Consider the following 15,218-nt stretch of genomic DNA (forward strand, 5'->3'; position numbering starts at 1 on the left):
ATGTCTCGCAATCACCAGGGCGCGCGCCTCTCATCCACCGAGCAACGTCTGCGACTGCGGGCACCGGACGATGTGATGCAGCTGGAGCGTCTCGGCAGCCTGCATGCCAGTCGCCTGAGTTTCGTGAGAAGTCTGGTGCGCCAGATGGCACATGAAAAATGGAAGATCACCACGACCCGATTTGAACTGGATGCCCTTGGTCACGGTGTGGCGATCTACTGCCTGCAGACGCCCAGCAAGCGCTATCACGGCGTCATGTTTTCTCAGGCGCTTGAGGATTCCGCACGCTCTGACCGCGTCATCGCCGAGGCCTGGGATGTCACCTTTGGCGTAGTGGAGGGGGATGTGGATGATGCGCTTCTCGAGCAGATGGCGGCCAATGTGCCGTTGCAGGAAGCCGGGCGCCAGCATCCCAGACTGCTGGTCCTTTCGCGTGCCAATCGCAGCTTGCGCAACTTCGCAAGCTTCCTGGAGGCGCTGAGTGCAGGCCGGCAACCTGATCCTGAGTGGCTGACCCGGGTCGGCTATCTGTATCGGACCACGGCCGTCTATGGCAATGGCAAGTTCGGCATCGCGGATTATGGCCGTCTCAAGGACAACGCGGATTTCCATCGGCCATTTTCTGCCCAGATGCTGGGCGTCTATCTGCTGCGTCACTTCTCGATCCAGCAGATAGAGCACATGGCCCGCGCCCGGGCACCCGAGACCGCCGCACCTCTGGCAACCTCGTTGAAGCGCTATCTGGGCATCGGCAACTCCACTGGCCTCGGGATGGCGCCGTTCCTGATCAATCATCCGCAGTTGGTACAGCGCTGGGTGGAAAGCCGAGAACTGGCGCTTGCCGAGGTGACGGCACAGGTACCGGGAGAGCAGGAGCGTTCACGTCTGCTGGCACTCCTCAAGCGCGCTGAGACTCATCTGCGCCAGACGGTCACGGACGATCACGAGCAGACCCTGCGCAACCAGGCCACGGTGGCGTCCTTGCCTGAGCTGATGACCTGGCTCGAACTCGTGCCGCTGTCGCCGGAGCTCTGGCAGGAGCTGATCGACTGGAGTCACCAGCAGCATGGGCTCGAGGCTCAGGAGCTGGTGAATACTCTGCTGCTGGAGCTGTATCCGAGCATCGTCGACCGCTATGAGGACCTGATGGCGGTGGAGGAAAGCCTGGAGCTGACCCCTGACATGCCGCTGGTTCACCTCAAGCAGGTGATCGAAACGCACTACGACTGGGCGTTGCGCGTCGATTTTTCACTCGCCGAGAATCGCCACTGGTTCTGGTATCGCTCGGTCGAGAAGGAGGAGCCCCGTCTGGGAGTCCGCGACAGGGAGGCGGGTGCCGACAAGGAAATGAAGCTGGCGATTGCCCCGCGTGTCGCCGATACCCATGCGGCGATCAGTCAGTACCTGGAATATCACCCTCGTGCCTTGGTGGTGGAATTCCTGATCCATTGCCCGCGCCACAAGGATATCGTTCGCCGTATTCAGAGCATGGCCAGCACGAGTTTCGGCGAGATACGCGCCAATCTGTGGGCGCGCGACATGAAGCCCATGCACCTGTTGCGGACCAAGCTGTCGTTCTTCGGTGCCAGTCGTTTCGATCCCAAGTCTGATCGTTGGGTGCGTATCACGCTATTCCAGGGGGCTCCGCTGGTGGAGGAACTCAATGCCGAGCCGCAGGATCCTGTCGCGTTTGATGATTGGAGCTTCCCGCTGGCACCGCAGATTGCGCGCACTGCGCGACCACAGATGACCGCCGACCCTCGGCAGGGCAATACCACGACAGTGGGAGGTGTGTCATGAAGGTCTCCTACAACGAGCTTCACGGACTGTGTCGCAAGGCCTTTCAGGCGATGGGTTTCGAAGACGGTGACGCCAGTGATGCCGCCGACATGGTGGCCTGGATGCAGCTCTATGAGCTGGAAGGGCTGGCGGCGCTCAATCGCGGACTGCGTTTCTTGCTGGAGGATACCGATGAGCGTCCGCCGGAGATCGTCTATGCCGATGGCGACCTCGCGGTACTCGACAGCCACGGACACAGCGTATTGAAGAGCTCATCGCTGGCGCTGGAACTCGGCTTCGCCAAGGCACGTGCGCGTGGCCTCGCCGTCATCAAGATCCAGCATTGCCACAATCGGCAGCTGATCATGGGCTATCTGGCGCGCCTTGCGGGGCGCGGCATGAATGTCACCGCCTTCTGGCGCAACGCCCAGGACGTGGAAGAGGCGGTCGGCTGCCCCATGATCGAGCAGGTCGTGGGCTTCAGGGCCAACAGCTCGGTCCCCGAGATACGGGTCTATGCCGTGCGTGAAGTGCCAGAAGAGAATGAGCCCAATGATGGCATCACGCTGGTGATGGCCAACCATGTCGATCTGCTGCCATCCCTTCGCTCCGACTATGACGTTGACCTGCTGGCCTGTCATGAAGAGTCGAAACTGCTCGCCTGTCGCCAACGTGCCATGCAGGAAGGCATCGAGGTGGATGACGAACTCTGGTCACGCCTGAAAGCACTCTCGACACGCCTGTTGGTCGAGGCAACGGAAGACTCTCGCAGCGGTGCCGGCGCCGGTTCCACCGACAACGACTGATCTCTTTCTTCTCAATACGCCCCATCACTCCATGCTTCGCCGCTCTTGCGCCGGCGGGTCATGGAATGCGCCCATCAAAAGATTCTCGAGGAATACCCATGGTTCATCCCGTCAAGACTGATCTGTTTGCCTCTCGTGCGCCCCTGTCATGGGCGAGTGTCGGCAATGGCATCCTGTTCACTGCCCAGATTCCGATCGATGCCGCCGGCAATGTCGTGGAGGGCGGAATTGCTGCCCAGACCCGCCAGACGCTGGATAATCTGATTCATACCCTGGAATGCGCCGGTGGTGACGCCTCCTCGCTGACTCAGGTGTTGATCTATGTGACTGACCGCGAGCACCTGGCGACAGTGAATAGCCTCTATGCAGAATATGTGCGTGAGCCCTATCCCAATCGGGCTGCCATCATCGTCTCCGGGTTTGCTCGCGAAGAGATGCTGGTCGAGATGGTCGCCTACGCCGCACTGGAGGTTGATGTCTAAAGCCACCGGGATGCGGGCGAGGGAGTGCCCCGTCACATCTGCGCCCTGCATTGACTGGTCATTCAGGCCCATCGGTTTATCAAGCCCTCAGGCCAACAAGAAAGGCGCCGGAGCATTCGCTGCTCCGGCGCCTTTTTGTGTCTACGTCATGTCTTCTACAACTGCTGTCAGGGCGTAAGGCCCGCGGCCTGCATGAAGCGGCGCAGTGCCAGAGAGACGAGTCCCAGCGCGCTGACACTGCCTCCCCAGATCACCACCAGCCAGCCGATCTTGCTGAGCCAGCTTGCCAAGTGCGCGGGCGTCCCGGATGGCTCGCTGTCGAGTCTGGCGGTGGGGGCATGCAGTGGTGCTGAATGTGACTCGCGTGTCGGGGATGTCATGTCAGCACCTCTCAATGGTAGCCATCGGTATGACGGACCTTGCCCTTGAACACGAAGTAGCTCCACGCCGTATACATCAGGATGATCGGCAGGATGAAGAGCGTGCCGACGAGGGCAAAGCCCTGGCTTTGGGGCGGAGAGGCCGCTTCCCAGATCGTCACATGACCGGGAATGATGTCAGGCCACATGCTGATGCCGAAACCGCTGTAGCCCAGGAAGATCAAGGCCAGCACCAGCAGGAAGGGCTGGGCATGATATTCAAGGGCGACGGCGCGGATCAGCGCATAACCTGCCAGCACGACCAGCACTGGCACCGGCAGGAACCAGAACAGCTGCGGCAGCGTGAACCAGCGCTCGGCGATGGCGGGGTGCGCCAGCGGTGTCCACAGACTGACGGCCGCGATCATGATCAATACCCACAGCGTCAGCGGGCGCGTCAGGGCAAACATGCGCGCTTGGAGAATGCCTTCGGTCTTCATGATCAGCCAGGTGCTGCCGAGCAATGCATAGGTGAACAGCAGCGCCACACCGCAGAACAGCGGGAAGGGTGACAACCAGTCCAGCGAACCGCCGCTGAAGTGAACCCCATCGAAGGCGATGCCCTGGATGTAGCCTCCCAGTGCGACGCCTTGACTGAAGGTGGCCAGCACCGAGCCACCCACGAAGGCCTTGTCCCACCAGTGGCGGCTCGCGTCCGAGGCCTTGAAGCGAAATTCGAAGGCGACACCGCGGAAGATGAGGCCGATCAACATGGCGACAAGAGGAATGCTCAGGGCTTCCAGCAAGACGGCGTAGGCCAGCGGGAAGGCCGCGAACAGCCCCGCGCCGCCCAGCACCAGCCATGTCTCGTTGCCATCCCACACGGGCGCCACGGTATTCATCATCACATCGCGGTCCACCTTTTCCTCCACCCACGGGAAGAGAATGCCGATGCCCAGATCAAAGCCGTCCATGATCACGTACATCATCAGGCCGAACAGGATGATGCCCGCCCAGATGACAGAAAGGTCGATACCCATAGCGTTCATCGCTCCGGTCAGTGAGTGGTGCCGTCGAGAGATTCCTCGATGGCCGACAGTGGGCGGGAAGGTGTGCGCGGCTTGCCGGGGCCGCCGCTGGGGGCGTGGCTGTCATCAACCTCAGGCCCTTTCTTGATCAGCTTGAAGATGTAGTTGATCCCCGTGCCGAAGACGATGAAGTAGACCGTGACAAAGGCTGTCAGGCTGATGCTGAGGTGAACGGCGCTGTGGGCAGAGACGGCATCTTCCGTTCTCATCAAGCCGTAGATCACCCACGGCTGGCGGCCGACTTCGGTGGTGAACCAGCCCGCGAGTATCGCGATCAGACCGGCCGGCCCCATGGCGACGGCCAGCCTCAGCCAGCGCCGCGAGGTGAAGAGCCTGCCCTTGCGAGCCAGATAGACACCGGAGAGGCCGAGCAGAATCATCGCAAGACCCAGGCCGACCATCAGACGGAAGCTCCAGAACACGACGGTCGAATTGGGGCGGTCCGCGGCGGGGAAGTCCTTGAGCGCCGGTACCTGCTTGTCGATGTCATGCATCAACAGCAGGCTGCCGAGAGCCGGAATCTCGAGCGCGAAGCGCGTCTCTTCGCGTTGCATGTCGGGCACACCGAACAGGATCAACGGCGTCGGTTCCCCATGGCTGTTGTCCCAATGGCCTTCGATGGCCGCGATCTTGGCCGGTTGGTGCTTGAGCGTATTCAGGCCATGCATGTCGCCGACGAAGGCCTGCAGCGGGGCGGTCACCATCAACATCAGCACCGCCATGACCAGCATCTTGCGCACTTCCGGGGTGTCGCGTTTCTTGAGCAGCAACCAGGCGGCGGAGGCAGCGACGAACAGCGAGGTGCTCAGGAAGGAGGCCAGTGCCATGTGGGCCAGGCGATAGGGGAAGGAGGGGTTGAAGACGATCGCGAACCAGTCGACCGGCACGACGATGCCATCGATGACCTCATGCCCCTGAGGGGTCTGCATCCAGCTGTTGGAGGACAGGATCCAGAACATCGAGACCAGGGTGCCGAGCGCGACCATGCAGGTCGAGAAGAAGTGCAGGCCGCGGCCGACGCGATTCCAGCCAAACAGCATCACGCCGAGGAAGCCGGCTTCGAGGAAGAAGGCGGTCAGTACTTCATAGGTCAGCAGTGGTCCGGTCACGCTGCCGGCAAAGGCCGAGAAACCGCTCCAATGCGTGCCGAACTGGTAGGCCATGACCAGCCCTGACACCACGCCCATCGCGAAGTTGACCGCGAATATCTTCGACCAGAAATGATAGAGGTTGCGGTAGACCTGTGTGCCTGTCTTCAACCACATGCCTTCCAGCACCGCCAGATAGCTGGCGAGGCCAATGGTGATGGCCGGGAAGATGATGTGAAACGAGATGGTGAAGGCGAACTGTATCCTGGCCAGGTCGATGGCCTCGGTGCCGAACATGGCAATGTCTCCTGAGTAGGCGGCAAGGGGGACGGCCCTGCCTGAATCTTCGCCGCTACTCTAGGGAGCCACCGGAAGCCATAACAGGCTCAGTTGTGCGAGAAAAAACCATATCAGTTGCGAGCTGAATCTTGGTCAGTCGTTAAATGCCCGTGAGCCAGTCAGCCGGCAAGCCAAGTGGTATGGCGAGAAGCCAGCAAGGCGAGCCGAGCAGGGGGGCGCACTCTGATTCACGTCAGCACCATGACGGGATCAGGTGCTTGTCGTATCGCCCTTGGCGGCAGGCCCCGCCATGGCGGGCTCTGGCGCTTCCTTAAGGGGCACGCGTGCGACATCTGGTTATGCAATCAAGATGCGCAACAAGCTGCGACATCCAGGCGTGGCAAGCGGCTGTCGCGCGAGTGACATGCGCCGCAAAAGGGCTGTTTTCGCCCCCGCGGATAACGCGTGAAGACTGTGTGGCAAGGCGGCCGCAAGGGCTGCGGCATTTGCGCGCACATACTCAAGGCGCATCTCGCATCTCGCATCTCGTCTGAGCGGTCCGTGTTTCAGGCTGCCTTGAGCAATTCACCCAATGTCTGCATGGCGCGCTCTGACGCCGCATCCCACGGGTGGCCGTAGCTCAAGCGAATGCAATGCTTGAAGCCCTGGGTGGCAGAGAAGATGGGCCCCGGTGCCAGGCTGATGCCGTGGGCCAGCGCCTGCTGAAACAGGGCCAGCGAGTCGATGTGCTCGGGAAGCTCGCACCACAGGAAGTAGCCCCCGTGGGGATGGGTAACGCGGGTGTCTGCGGGGAAGTAGCGATCAATGGCTGCCAGCATGGCCGTCTGCTGGGTCTCGAGCGCCAGACGTAGCTTGCGCAGGTGGCGGTCGTAGCCGCCGTGCTGAAGGTAGTCGGCCAGGGCCACCTGGGCAGGCAGCGATGGCGAGATGGTCGTCATCAGCTTGAGGCGCGAAATCTCCCGGGTATGCCGCCCCGCGGATATCCAGCCCACCCGATAGCCCGGTGCCAGGCACTTGGAGAATGACCCGCAGTGCATTACCAGACCCTCGACATCCAGCGCCTTGACGGGCTGCGGGGGCGACACCTCGGCACGTTGATCGAAATACAGCTCCGCGTAGACATCATCTTCCAGCATCGGCAACTGATGACGGCAGAGCAGCGCATACAGTTGGGCCTTGCGCGCATCGCTCAGGCTGGCCCCCAGCGGATTCTGCAGATGGCTCATGAACCAGCAGGCCTTGATGGGCAGCGTCTCCAGACGATTCTCGAGCACTTCGAGATCAATCCCGTCGCGCGGGTGTACCGGAATTTCCACCGCGCGCAGCTTGAGCCGCTCAAGCACCTGAAGCGTGGCATAGAAGGCCGGCGCCTCGATGGCGACAAGGTCCCCGAGCTGGGTGACACATTGCAGGCCGAGGTTGAGCGCCTCCATGGCGCCATTGGTGATCACCAGCTCCTCCGTCGGCAGCTGCATGCCGTTGACCATGTAGCGCTGAGCGATCTGTCGGCACAGGTCAGGATGGCCAGTGGTCATGTCGGAGATCACGGCATGCGATGACAGCTGGCGCAGCCCGCGCGTCATGCTGGTCGCAAGCCGCGCGAGCGGGAAGAGCTCCGGGCTCGGGAAGGCAGAGCCGAAGGGGACGGTCTCGTTGTCGCGCAGTGAGCCCAGCACCGAGAACACCAGCTCACTGACGGCGACATCGGAAGGGGCTTGCTGCTGCAGGGCGACATGCGGCTCATCGAGTATCCGCGAGGCATTGTCACGCACGAAATACCCCGAGCGCGGCCGCGCACTGATCAGGCCCTGATTCTCCAGCAGGTAATACGCCTGAAAGACGGTAGAGGGGCTGATGCCATGCGCCTTGCTGGCCTGACGCACCGACGGCACGCGCTCACCCGGCGCGAGAATGCCGGTACGAATCAGGTTGGATATCTCGGCGGCAAAGCGTTCATAACGCTTCATGGGGGATTTCCTGACGGGGTGGAAGAGTGAAAGGGAGAGGGCAAGAGCAAGAGAGAGCAAGAGAGAGGGCAAGGATACCGCAGTGTCGATAGGCCGTGACCTATGGGGCGTCGTAGTGGATGCACCAATCTCACCAGCCTCCATCGCTTTCGTTCGGACTGATGGGGGCTCTGTCGGCGGTGAGCGCCACGCCCTGCACCACGCACAGCGCCACGCCCTGCGCTCTTCTCACCTGTCTGGTGCAAGGCAGGGCGAGGGTCGGTGATGGGTGCGTCATTCTGGTGCAGTGCTGCGCTTGAGCAATGTCGCTGTGCTCTCATCATGTCTCCAGCGTCTCTTCATCCTTTCTCGGTCTTTCCACTGTTTTTGCCCAGTCTTTCTCCCTGTCTTTGTGCCCGCCTCTCTGCCCGTCTCTCTTCTATCTCACCGCTGGCGCATTCTTGTCTGGCCGTTGGCCGGCGGCGTCAGTGTGTGGCTGGCACATCGATTGCACTACCTCAGCCGGGACAACAAGTACAACAAGACACGAGGGAATGTCGTGAACAAGAAAATCGCTGCCGCAATGCTATCCGCCTGTGTCGGTTTCTCGCTGGCCAATGTCGCCCAGGCAGAAGAGGGGCCGATCAAGGTCGGCATCCTGCATTCACTGTCCGGCACCATGGCGATCAGTGAATCGACACTGAAAGACACCATGCTGATGCTGATCGAGAAGCAGAACGAGCAGGGCGGGCTGCTGGGACGCAAGCTGGAGCCTGTCGTGGTCGACCCGGCCTCCAACTGGCCGCTGTTCGCCGAGAAGGCGCGTGAGCTGCTGGCGCAGGACAAGGTCGACGTGATCTTCGGCAGCTGGACGTCCGTCTCGCGCAAGTCGGTGCTGCCGGTGGTCGAGGAGCTCAACGGCCTGCTGTTCTATCCGGTGCAGTATGAGGGCGAGGAGTCCTCGGAGAACGTCTTCTACACCGGAGCGGCGCCCAATCAGCAGGCGATTCCGGCAGTGGATTACCTGATGAACGACGTGGGCGTGGAGCGCTGGGTGCTGGCGGGCACGGATTATGTCTATCCGCGTACCACCAACAAGATCCTGGCCGCCTACCTCAAGTCGAAGGGCGTGGCGGACGCGGATGTGATGGTCAATTACACCCCCTTCGGCCATTCCAACTGGCAGTCCATCGTCTCGGACATCAAGTCCTTCGGCAGTGCCGGCAAGAAGACGGCCGTGGTGTCCACCATCAATGGCGATGCCAACGTGCCGTTCTATCGTGAGCTGGCCAACCAGGGCATCAATGCCGAGGACATCCCGGTGGTGGCCTTCTCGGTGGGCGAACAGGAGCTCTCGGGCATCGATACCGCGCCGCTGGTCGGCCACCTGGCCGCCTGGAACTACTTCATGAGCGTGGACAGCGACACCAACTACGACTTCATCGATGAGTGGATCGATTACACCGGCAAGGAAGATGCGGTCACCAACGACCCGATGGAAGCCCACTACATCGGCTTCAACATGTGGATGGAAGCCGCGCGCAAGGCCGGCAGCGTCGAGGTCGATGCGGTCAAGGACGCCATCATCGGTGTCTCGGTGCCCAACCTGACCGGCGGCTACGCCACCATGATGCCCAACCATCACATCACCAAGCCGGTGCTGATCGGCGAGATCCAGGACAACGGCCAGTTCTCCGTCGTCTGGCAGACCCCGTCCACCGTGGCCGGCGATGCCTGGTCTGACTATCTGGAAGGCTCCAAGGACCTGATCAGTGACTGGCGCAAGCCGATGGAATGCGGCAACTACAATGTCGTGACCCATTCCTGTGGGGCTCAACAGAGCGTTGCGACGCAATGATGCGTAGCACGTTCTGAGAGCGAGGCGGCGTGCTGGCTCACCTGCATGCCGCCTCGTTGAGTGTCAGTTTCCGAGGCCACGATGCCCTCGGAGACTGATGACGCCTTTGCGCGTTCACCATGGATGGCCTTCTTGATGTCTATCACCGTTGCAACGATGTACCGCGGGTGCTGGCAGTGGATGCTGCTGGTCTGTCTTTTCTCATTCCCCCTGTTTGCCGCTGCCCAGTCCGAGACCGCGACTGGCCAGTCTGCGCGCCTGTCTGACGGCGCTGCTCAATCCCTGTTGACCCGGCTCGCCGAGGCACGCAACCCGGCCAAGCCAGCCGTGATCGATGAGATCGCCATGAGCGGGGATGCACGTGCACGTGGCTGGCTGGAAGCCTTTTCTGCCAGCAAGCTGGCTCGTCTCAAGGACGCCGAGCGCTTCTTGATCATCGACAACAATCGCGGCCGTGAGTGGGCCGTCTCCGACGCCCTGTCGGGAGAGTCGGCGGGCAAGGTCTCGCGCCGCGACCTCAAGACACTGCGCAGCAACAACTCGCTGCGTGGGCATATCGATGGCGTACTCTCGATGATCGACCTGTCTTCCCCGGATGCCGAGGTCAGACTCGCGGCGGCGCGCGGCCTGCGCGGCAGTGTCGATGAGGCCATGGCCGAGCGGTTGCCGAGCCTGATCGAGCAGGAAGTCGATGATGCTATCCGCGCCACTCTCGAGGAAGCGCTCGCCATCCAGCAGCTGGAAGCCAATGGCGACCCCGCAGCGCTGGAGACGCTCTCCGGCAGCCTGAACGCCGCCGCGATCGCTGCCATCAATGGCGCCGCGGCGAGTGATGATCCGCAGCTGGCCCAGGCCGCCAAGGTGGCGCTGGCCGGTATCGAGCAGAAGCTTCAGCTCAACAGCGGGCTCGAGACGCTCTACTTCGGCCTCTCGTTGGGCTCGGTACTGGTGCTGGCCGCCATCGGGCTTGCCATCACCTTCGGTGTCATGGGCGTGATCAACATGGCGCATGGCGAACTGATCATGCTGGGCGCCTACACCACTTGGGGCATGCAGCAGCTATTGCCAGGGCAGCCGGGGCTGGCGCTGTTGCTGTCGATTCCGGCGGGCTTTCTGGTCGCGGCGGCGGTGGGAATCGTCATCGAGCGCAGCGTCATCCAGCACCTCAAGGGGCGTCCGCTGGAGACCTTGCTGGCCACCTTCGGCATCAGCCTGATCCTGCAGCAGCTGGTGCGTACCACCATCTCGCCCCTGAATCGCATCGTGGTCACGCCGGAGTGGATGAGTGGCTCGCTGATGATCAACGAGGCGCTGTCACTGACGCTCAATCGCCTCTACATCATCGGCTTCGCACTGTTCGTGTTCGCCGGCCTGATGCTGATCATGCGCCGCACCCGTCTCGGCCTCGAAGTACGCGCGGTGACCCAGAACCGGGCCATGGCGCGCTCGATGGGCATCAAGGCGACCCGCGTCGACATCATGACCTTCGCGCTGGGCTCCGGTGTGGCCGGTCTTGCCGGTGTCGCGCTCTCCCAGATCACCAACGTCGGGCCGAACCTGGGCCAGAACTACATCATCGATTCCTTCATGGTCGTGGTGTTCGGCGGGGTCGGCAATCTGTGGGGCACGCTGGTGGCCGGCATGTCGCTGGGGCTGCTCAATCAGTTCCTCGAGCCCTGGGCGGGTGCGGTTCTCGCCAAGATCGTGGTGCTGGTCTTCATCATCCTGTTCATTCAAAAGCGCCCGCGGGGACTCTTCCCGCAGAAGGGCCGCGCCGCGGAGGGTTGATCCATGCCTGATTCACGTTCCTGGCTGGCGCGCCCCTTCACGGAGCGCTCCACCCAGATCTTCCTCGCGGTGCTGACGCTGTCGGTGCTCGCCATCACGCTGCTGCATGTGCTGCTGCCCGAGGGGCATCCGCTGCATGTCAGCACCTTCACCGTCACCCTGCTGGGCAAGTACCTGTGCTATGCGCTGCTGGCGGTGGCGGTGGATCTCGTCTGGGGCTACCTGGGCATTCTCAGCCTGGGTCACGGCGCCTTCTTCGCGCTGGGCGGTTACGCCATGGGCATGTACCTGATGCGCGAGATCGGTGACCGCGGCGTCTATGGCAATCCGGAGCTGCCGGACTTCATGGTCTTCCTCAACTGGCAGGAGCTGCCGTGGTTCTGGCAGGGCTTCGACATGCCGGTCTTCGCTTTCCTGATGGTGCTGCTGGCGCCGGGGCTGCTGGCGCTGGTGTTCGGCTTCCTCGCCTTCCGCTCCCGCGTCACCGGTGTCTATCTCTCGATCATCACCCAGGCACTGACCTTCGCCTTGATGCTGGCGTTCTTCCGCAACGAGATGGGCTTCGGTGGCAACAACGGCCTGACCGACTTCAAGGACATTCTCGGCTTCGATCTGCGCACGGATGCGGTGCGCATCGCGCTGTTCATCGCCAGTGGCGTGGCGCTGGGGCTCGGCTATCTGCTGTGTCGTGGCATCGTCGGCTCCAAGCTGGGGCGTTTGAGCATCGCCTGTCGCGACGCCGAGGCGCGCACGCGCTTTCTGGGTTACCGCGTCGAACGTGTGCAGCTGTTCATCTTCGTGGTCTCGGCGATGCTGGCCGGGGTAGCCGGGGCGCTGTACGTGCCGCAGGTCGGCATCATCAATCCCGGCGAGTTCTCGCCGCTGTTCTCCATCGAAGTGGTGGTGTGGGTGGCGCTCGGTGGCCGCGCGACGCTCTACGGCGCCGTGTTGGGCGCGCTGATCGTCAACTACGCCAAGACGGTGTTCACCGGCATCATGCCGGATGCCTGGCTGTTCGCCCTCGGCGGCCTGTTCGTGCTGGTCACCGTGCTGTTGCCCAAGGGTATCGCTGGCCTCTTTGCCCAGCGTGGCTGGGGCAGCAGCTCGCAGTCGTCCAACGCGAAGAGCGAATCGGCATCCAGTTCCCGCCCCATCGAGGAGGCCACCGCATGAGCCTGTTGAAAGAGATGGCCACGCGTGACCGCGTGTTCGACTTCCTGACCCCGCGCATCTCGCCGGTGGACGTGACCCACGGGCCGATCCTCTATCTGGAGGATGTCAGTGTCAGCTTCGACGGCTTCAAGGCGATCAATGATCTCAACCTGACCATCGACGATGGCGAGCTGCGCTGCATCATCGGCCCCAATGGCGCGGGCAAGACCACGATGATGGACATCATCACCGGCAAGACGCGCCCCGACAGTGGCTCGGTGTGGTTCGGCAGCCGGCACGATCTGCTGCGCATGAGTGAGCCCGAGATCGCCACCCTGGGCATCGGGCGCAAGTTCCAGAAGCCTACCGTCTTCGAGGCGCTCAGCGTGTTCGAGAATCTCGAGCTGGCCATGGCCACCGACAAGCGCATCTTTCCGACGCTGGCCGCGCGCATGAGCGGCGAGACCCGCGCCAGGATCGAGGAGGTGCTCGAGACGATTCACCTCAAGGAGTGGCATGCGCGCGAGGCCGGCATCCTGTCTCACGGCCAGAAGCAGTGGCTGGAGATCGGCATGCTGCTGATGCAGAAGCCGCGGCTGCTGCTGGTCGACGAGCCGGTGGCCGGCATGACCGAGCAGGAGATGGAGCGCACCGCGGAGCTGCTGACCAGTCTGGCGGGGCGCCAGTCGGTGGTGGTGGTCGAGCACGACATGGGCTTCGTGCGCTCCATCGCGCGCAAGGTCACGGTGTTGCATCAGGGCGCGGTATTGGCGGAAGGCAGCATGGATGCGGTATCGAGCGACCCGAAAGTCGTCGAGGTCTACCTGGGAGAGAGTGACGGATGACGCAAGCGCTGAACACCAAGGCACCGATGTCGAGCGGCGAGTCGCCGCTGCTGACCATCGACACGCTCAACCAGTTCTATGGGGAAAGCCACACGCTGTGGGACCTGACGCTGGAGATTCCCGTTGGGCAATGCACCTGCGTGATGGGCCGCAACGGCGTCGGCAAGACCACGCTGATGAAATGCATCATGGGCGAGGAGAGCGTCCGTGACGGCAAGCTCCTGTACCGCGCCGATGCCAGTGGCAGCGATTCCGGTCGCGATGCCACTAGCAATGAGCCGCTTGATCTGACGCGGCGCAAGCTCGAGGAACGCGCGCGGCTGGGTGTCGGCTATGTCCCCCAGGGGCGGCAGATCTTCCCGATGATGACGGTGGAAGAGAATCTGCGCACCGGGCTTGCCGTGCGCCGGGACGGCCTGCGCCAGATTCCCGAGCGCATCTATGAGTTGTTTCCCGTGCTCAAGGAGATGCGTCACCGGCGCGGGGGGGATCTCTCTGGCGGCCAGCAGCAACAGCTCGCCATCGGCCGCGCGCTGGTGATCGAACCGCGCCTGCTGATTCTCGACGAGCCCGGCGAGGGCATCCAGCCCAATATCGTCGCCCAGATTGGTGAGGTCATCCGCCGTCTGATCAAGGAAGACGGCCTGACGGTACTGCTGGTCGAGCAGAAGCTGCCCTTCGCGCGCAAGTACGCCGATCGCTTCGTGATCATGGATCGCGGCCGCCGGGTGGCCGAAGGCGAGATCGCGGCGCTGTCCGATGAACTGATCAAGCAGCACCTGACCGTATGACGATCCGGTGCGTGATTCCCGCTGACGGCGCGACGGATGCCGTGCGCAGTGAGGCCAATGCCTCCGGCCACCGCTTCGATGACCAGCGCCAGTGGCAGGCCTCGCTGGCGCTGCGGTTCGAGGCTGATGCGCGCGACACCAGTGATAGCGGGCGCGTCATCACCCGCCTGACGCGCAGACGTCATCATGGCCCGCTGCGTGTGCAGCGCCCGTTCTACCCCGAGGGCCGCCACGGTTGCTGCCATGTCTATCTGCTGCACCCTCCCGGTGGGCTGGTCAGCGGCGATGCGCTGCAGATCGAGGCCGAGGTGGAGGAGGGCGCGCATGTGCTGTTGACCACACCTGCGGCGGCCAAGCTCTACAAGGCGGACCGCAATGGCGTGGCCTGGGGCCAGCATACCCATCTCAAGGTCGCCGATGGGGCCACCCTGGAATGGCTGCCTCAGGAAACGCTGGCCTTCAATGGCTCGCGCGGCGAGCAGACCACCACCCTCGAGCTTGCCGGCTCTGCGCGCTGTCTGGGCTGGGAAGTGCTGGCGCTGGGCCGCCCGGTCGGCGAGCTGCCCTTCGTCAGCGGCCATCTCGAACAGCGCTTTCGCCTGACCCGCGACGGCAAGCCAGTGTGGATCGAGCGCCAGTCGCTGGACCCGCTGCATCCGCGCTTCACCGGGCGCTGGGGGCAGGGCGGTTGCAGTGTGCAGGCCACACTGTGGGCGGTCGGGCTCGAGGATGAGGCGGCGGCCATCGAGGCGCTGCGTGAGGCGTTGCCGGCTTCCCCGCGCTGGGCGGTGACCCGCCGCGAAGGCGTGTTGCTGCTGCGCTATCTGGGCCATGAACGCAACGAGGCCTGGGCGCTGTGCCAGCAGGCATGGCAGCTCCTGCGCCCCCTGATGACGGGGCTTGAGGCACAGGTGCCACGTATCTGGCTGACCTGAT

At 62.9% G+C, this 15,218-nt stretch carries 13 protein-coding genes; 9 read left to right on the forward strand and 4 right to left on the reverse strand.

The genetic code is table 11. The features are described from left to right. The 3 genes from ACJJV2_RS05920 (at position 1) to ACJJV2_RS05930 (ending at position 3,067) form a co-directional block, all read left to right on the forward strand. Positions 1–1,800 carry a hypothetical protein gene (locus ACJJV2_RS05920; RefSeq protein ID WP_405278932.1) on the forward strand — a complete coding sequence of 600 codons (1,800 nt, stop codon included), beginning with the start codon at positions 1–3 and terminating at the stop codon, positions 1,798–1,800. Continuing rightward, positions 1,797–2,585 carry a DUF3726 domain-containing protein gene (locus tag ACJJV2_RS05925; RefSeq protein ID WP_405278934.1) on the forward strand — a complete coding sequence of 263 codons (789 nt, stop codon included), beginning with the start codon at positions 1,797–1,799 and terminating at the stop codon, positions 2,583–2,585. The genes ACJJV2_RS05920 and ACJJV2_RS05925 overlap by 4 nt, the downstream gene beginning before the upstream one ends. 98 nt (positions 2,586–2,683) lie before the next feature. Beyond that, positions 2,684–3,067, forward strand: coding sequence for a RidA family protein (locus tag ACJJV2_RS05930; protein WP_054556192.1), 384 nt, complete (start codon positions 2,684–2,686; stop codon positions 3,065–3,067). A 167-nt stretch (positions 3,068–3,234) separates the two neighbouring features. Here the strand turns inward: ACJJV2_RS05930 and ACJJV2_RS05935 are convergent, their stop codons facing one another. The 4 genes from ACJJV2_RS05935 to ACJJV2_RS05950 form a co-directional block, all read right to left on the reverse strand. Then, a complete protein-coding gene (locus ACJJV2_RS05935) occupies positions 3,235–3,447 on the reverse strand; it encodes a DUF2474 domain-containing protein (RefSeq protein ID WP_405278937.1) in 213 nt (70 codons plus the stop codon). An 11-nt stretch (positions 3,448–3,458) separates the two neighbouring features. Further along, positions 3,459–4,466: a cytochrome d ubiquinol oxidase subunit II gene (gene cydB, locus ACJJV2_RS05940; RefSeq protein WP_405278939.1), complete on the reverse strand. Its 1,008-nt coding sequence runs from the start codon at positions 4,464–4,466 to the stop codon at positions 3,459–3,461. Between the two features lie 17 nt (positions 4,467–4,483). Then, positions 4,484–5,899, reverse strand: a complete 1,416-nt coding sequence (locus ACJJV2_RS05945) for a cytochrome ubiquinol oxidase subunit I (RefSeq protein ID WP_405278941.1) — start codon at positions 5,897–5,899, stop codon at positions 4,484–4,486. 548 nt (positions 5,900–6,447) lie between these two features. Continuing rightward, on the reverse strand, positions 6,448–7,869 hold the full coding sequence (locus tag ACJJV2_RS05950; RefSeq protein ID WP_405278943.1) for a PLP-dependent aminotransferase family protein: 1,422 nt from the start codon (positions 7,867–7,869) through the stop codon (positions 6,448–6,450). 562 nt (positions 7,870–8,431) lie between these two features. Here ACJJV2_RS05950 and urtA point away from each other — a divergent pair. From urtA to ACJJV2_RS05980, 6 genes are all read left to right on the forward strand, one after another. Then, positions 8,432–9,706, forward strand: a complete 1,275-nt coding sequence (gene urtA, locus ACJJV2_RS05955) for an urea ABC transporter substrate-binding protein (RefSeq protein WP_405280686.1) — start codon at positions 8,432–8,434, stop codon at positions 9,704–9,706. A gap of 135 nt (positions 9,707–9,841) precedes the next feature. Next, positions 9,842–11,494 (forward strand): urea ABC transporter permease subunit UrtB, encoded by a 1,653-nt coding sequence (gene urtB / locus ACJJV2_RS05960; RefSeq protein ID WP_405278945.1) that lies wholly within the window; start codon positions 9,842–9,844, stop codon positions 11,492–11,494. 3 nt (positions 11,495–11,497) lie between these two features. Next, positions 11,498–12,667, forward strand: a complete 1,170-nt coding sequence (urtC, locus tag ACJJV2_RS05965) for an urea ABC transporter permease subunit UrtC (protein ID WP_405278947.1) — start codon at positions 11,498–11,500, stop codon at positions 12,665–12,667. Continuing rightward, positions 12,664–13,491 carry an urea ABC transporter ATP-binding protein UrtD gene (gene urtD / locus ACJJV2_RS05970; protein ID WP_175089551.1) on the forward strand — a complete coding sequence of 276 codons (828 nt, stop codon included), beginning with the start codon at positions 12,664–12,666 and terminating at the stop codon, positions 13,489–13,491. The genes urtC and urtD overlap by 4 nt, the downstream gene beginning before the upstream one ends. Positions 13,492–13,538: 47 nt before the next feature. Further along, positions 13,539–14,282: an urea ABC transporter ATP-binding subunit UrtE gene (gene urtE, locus ACJJV2_RS05975; RefSeq protein WP_405280689.1), complete on the forward strand. Its 744-nt coding sequence runs from the start codon at positions 13,539–13,541 to the stop codon at positions 14,280–14,282. Continuing rightward, a complete protein-coding gene (locus ACJJV2_RS05980) occupies positions 14,279–15,217 on the forward strand; it encodes an urease accessory protein UreD (protein WP_405278950.1) in 939 nt (312 codons plus the stop codon). The genes urtE and ACJJV2_RS05980 overlap by 4 nt, the downstream gene beginning before the upstream one ends. The last annotated feature ends 1 nt before the right edge of the window (position 15,218 follow it).

Source organism: Cobetia sp. Ld8, assembly GCF_045066615.1.
Lineage (GTDB): Bacteria > Pseudomonadota > Gammaproteobacteria > Pseudomonadales > Halomonadaceae > Cobetia > Cobetia amphilecti.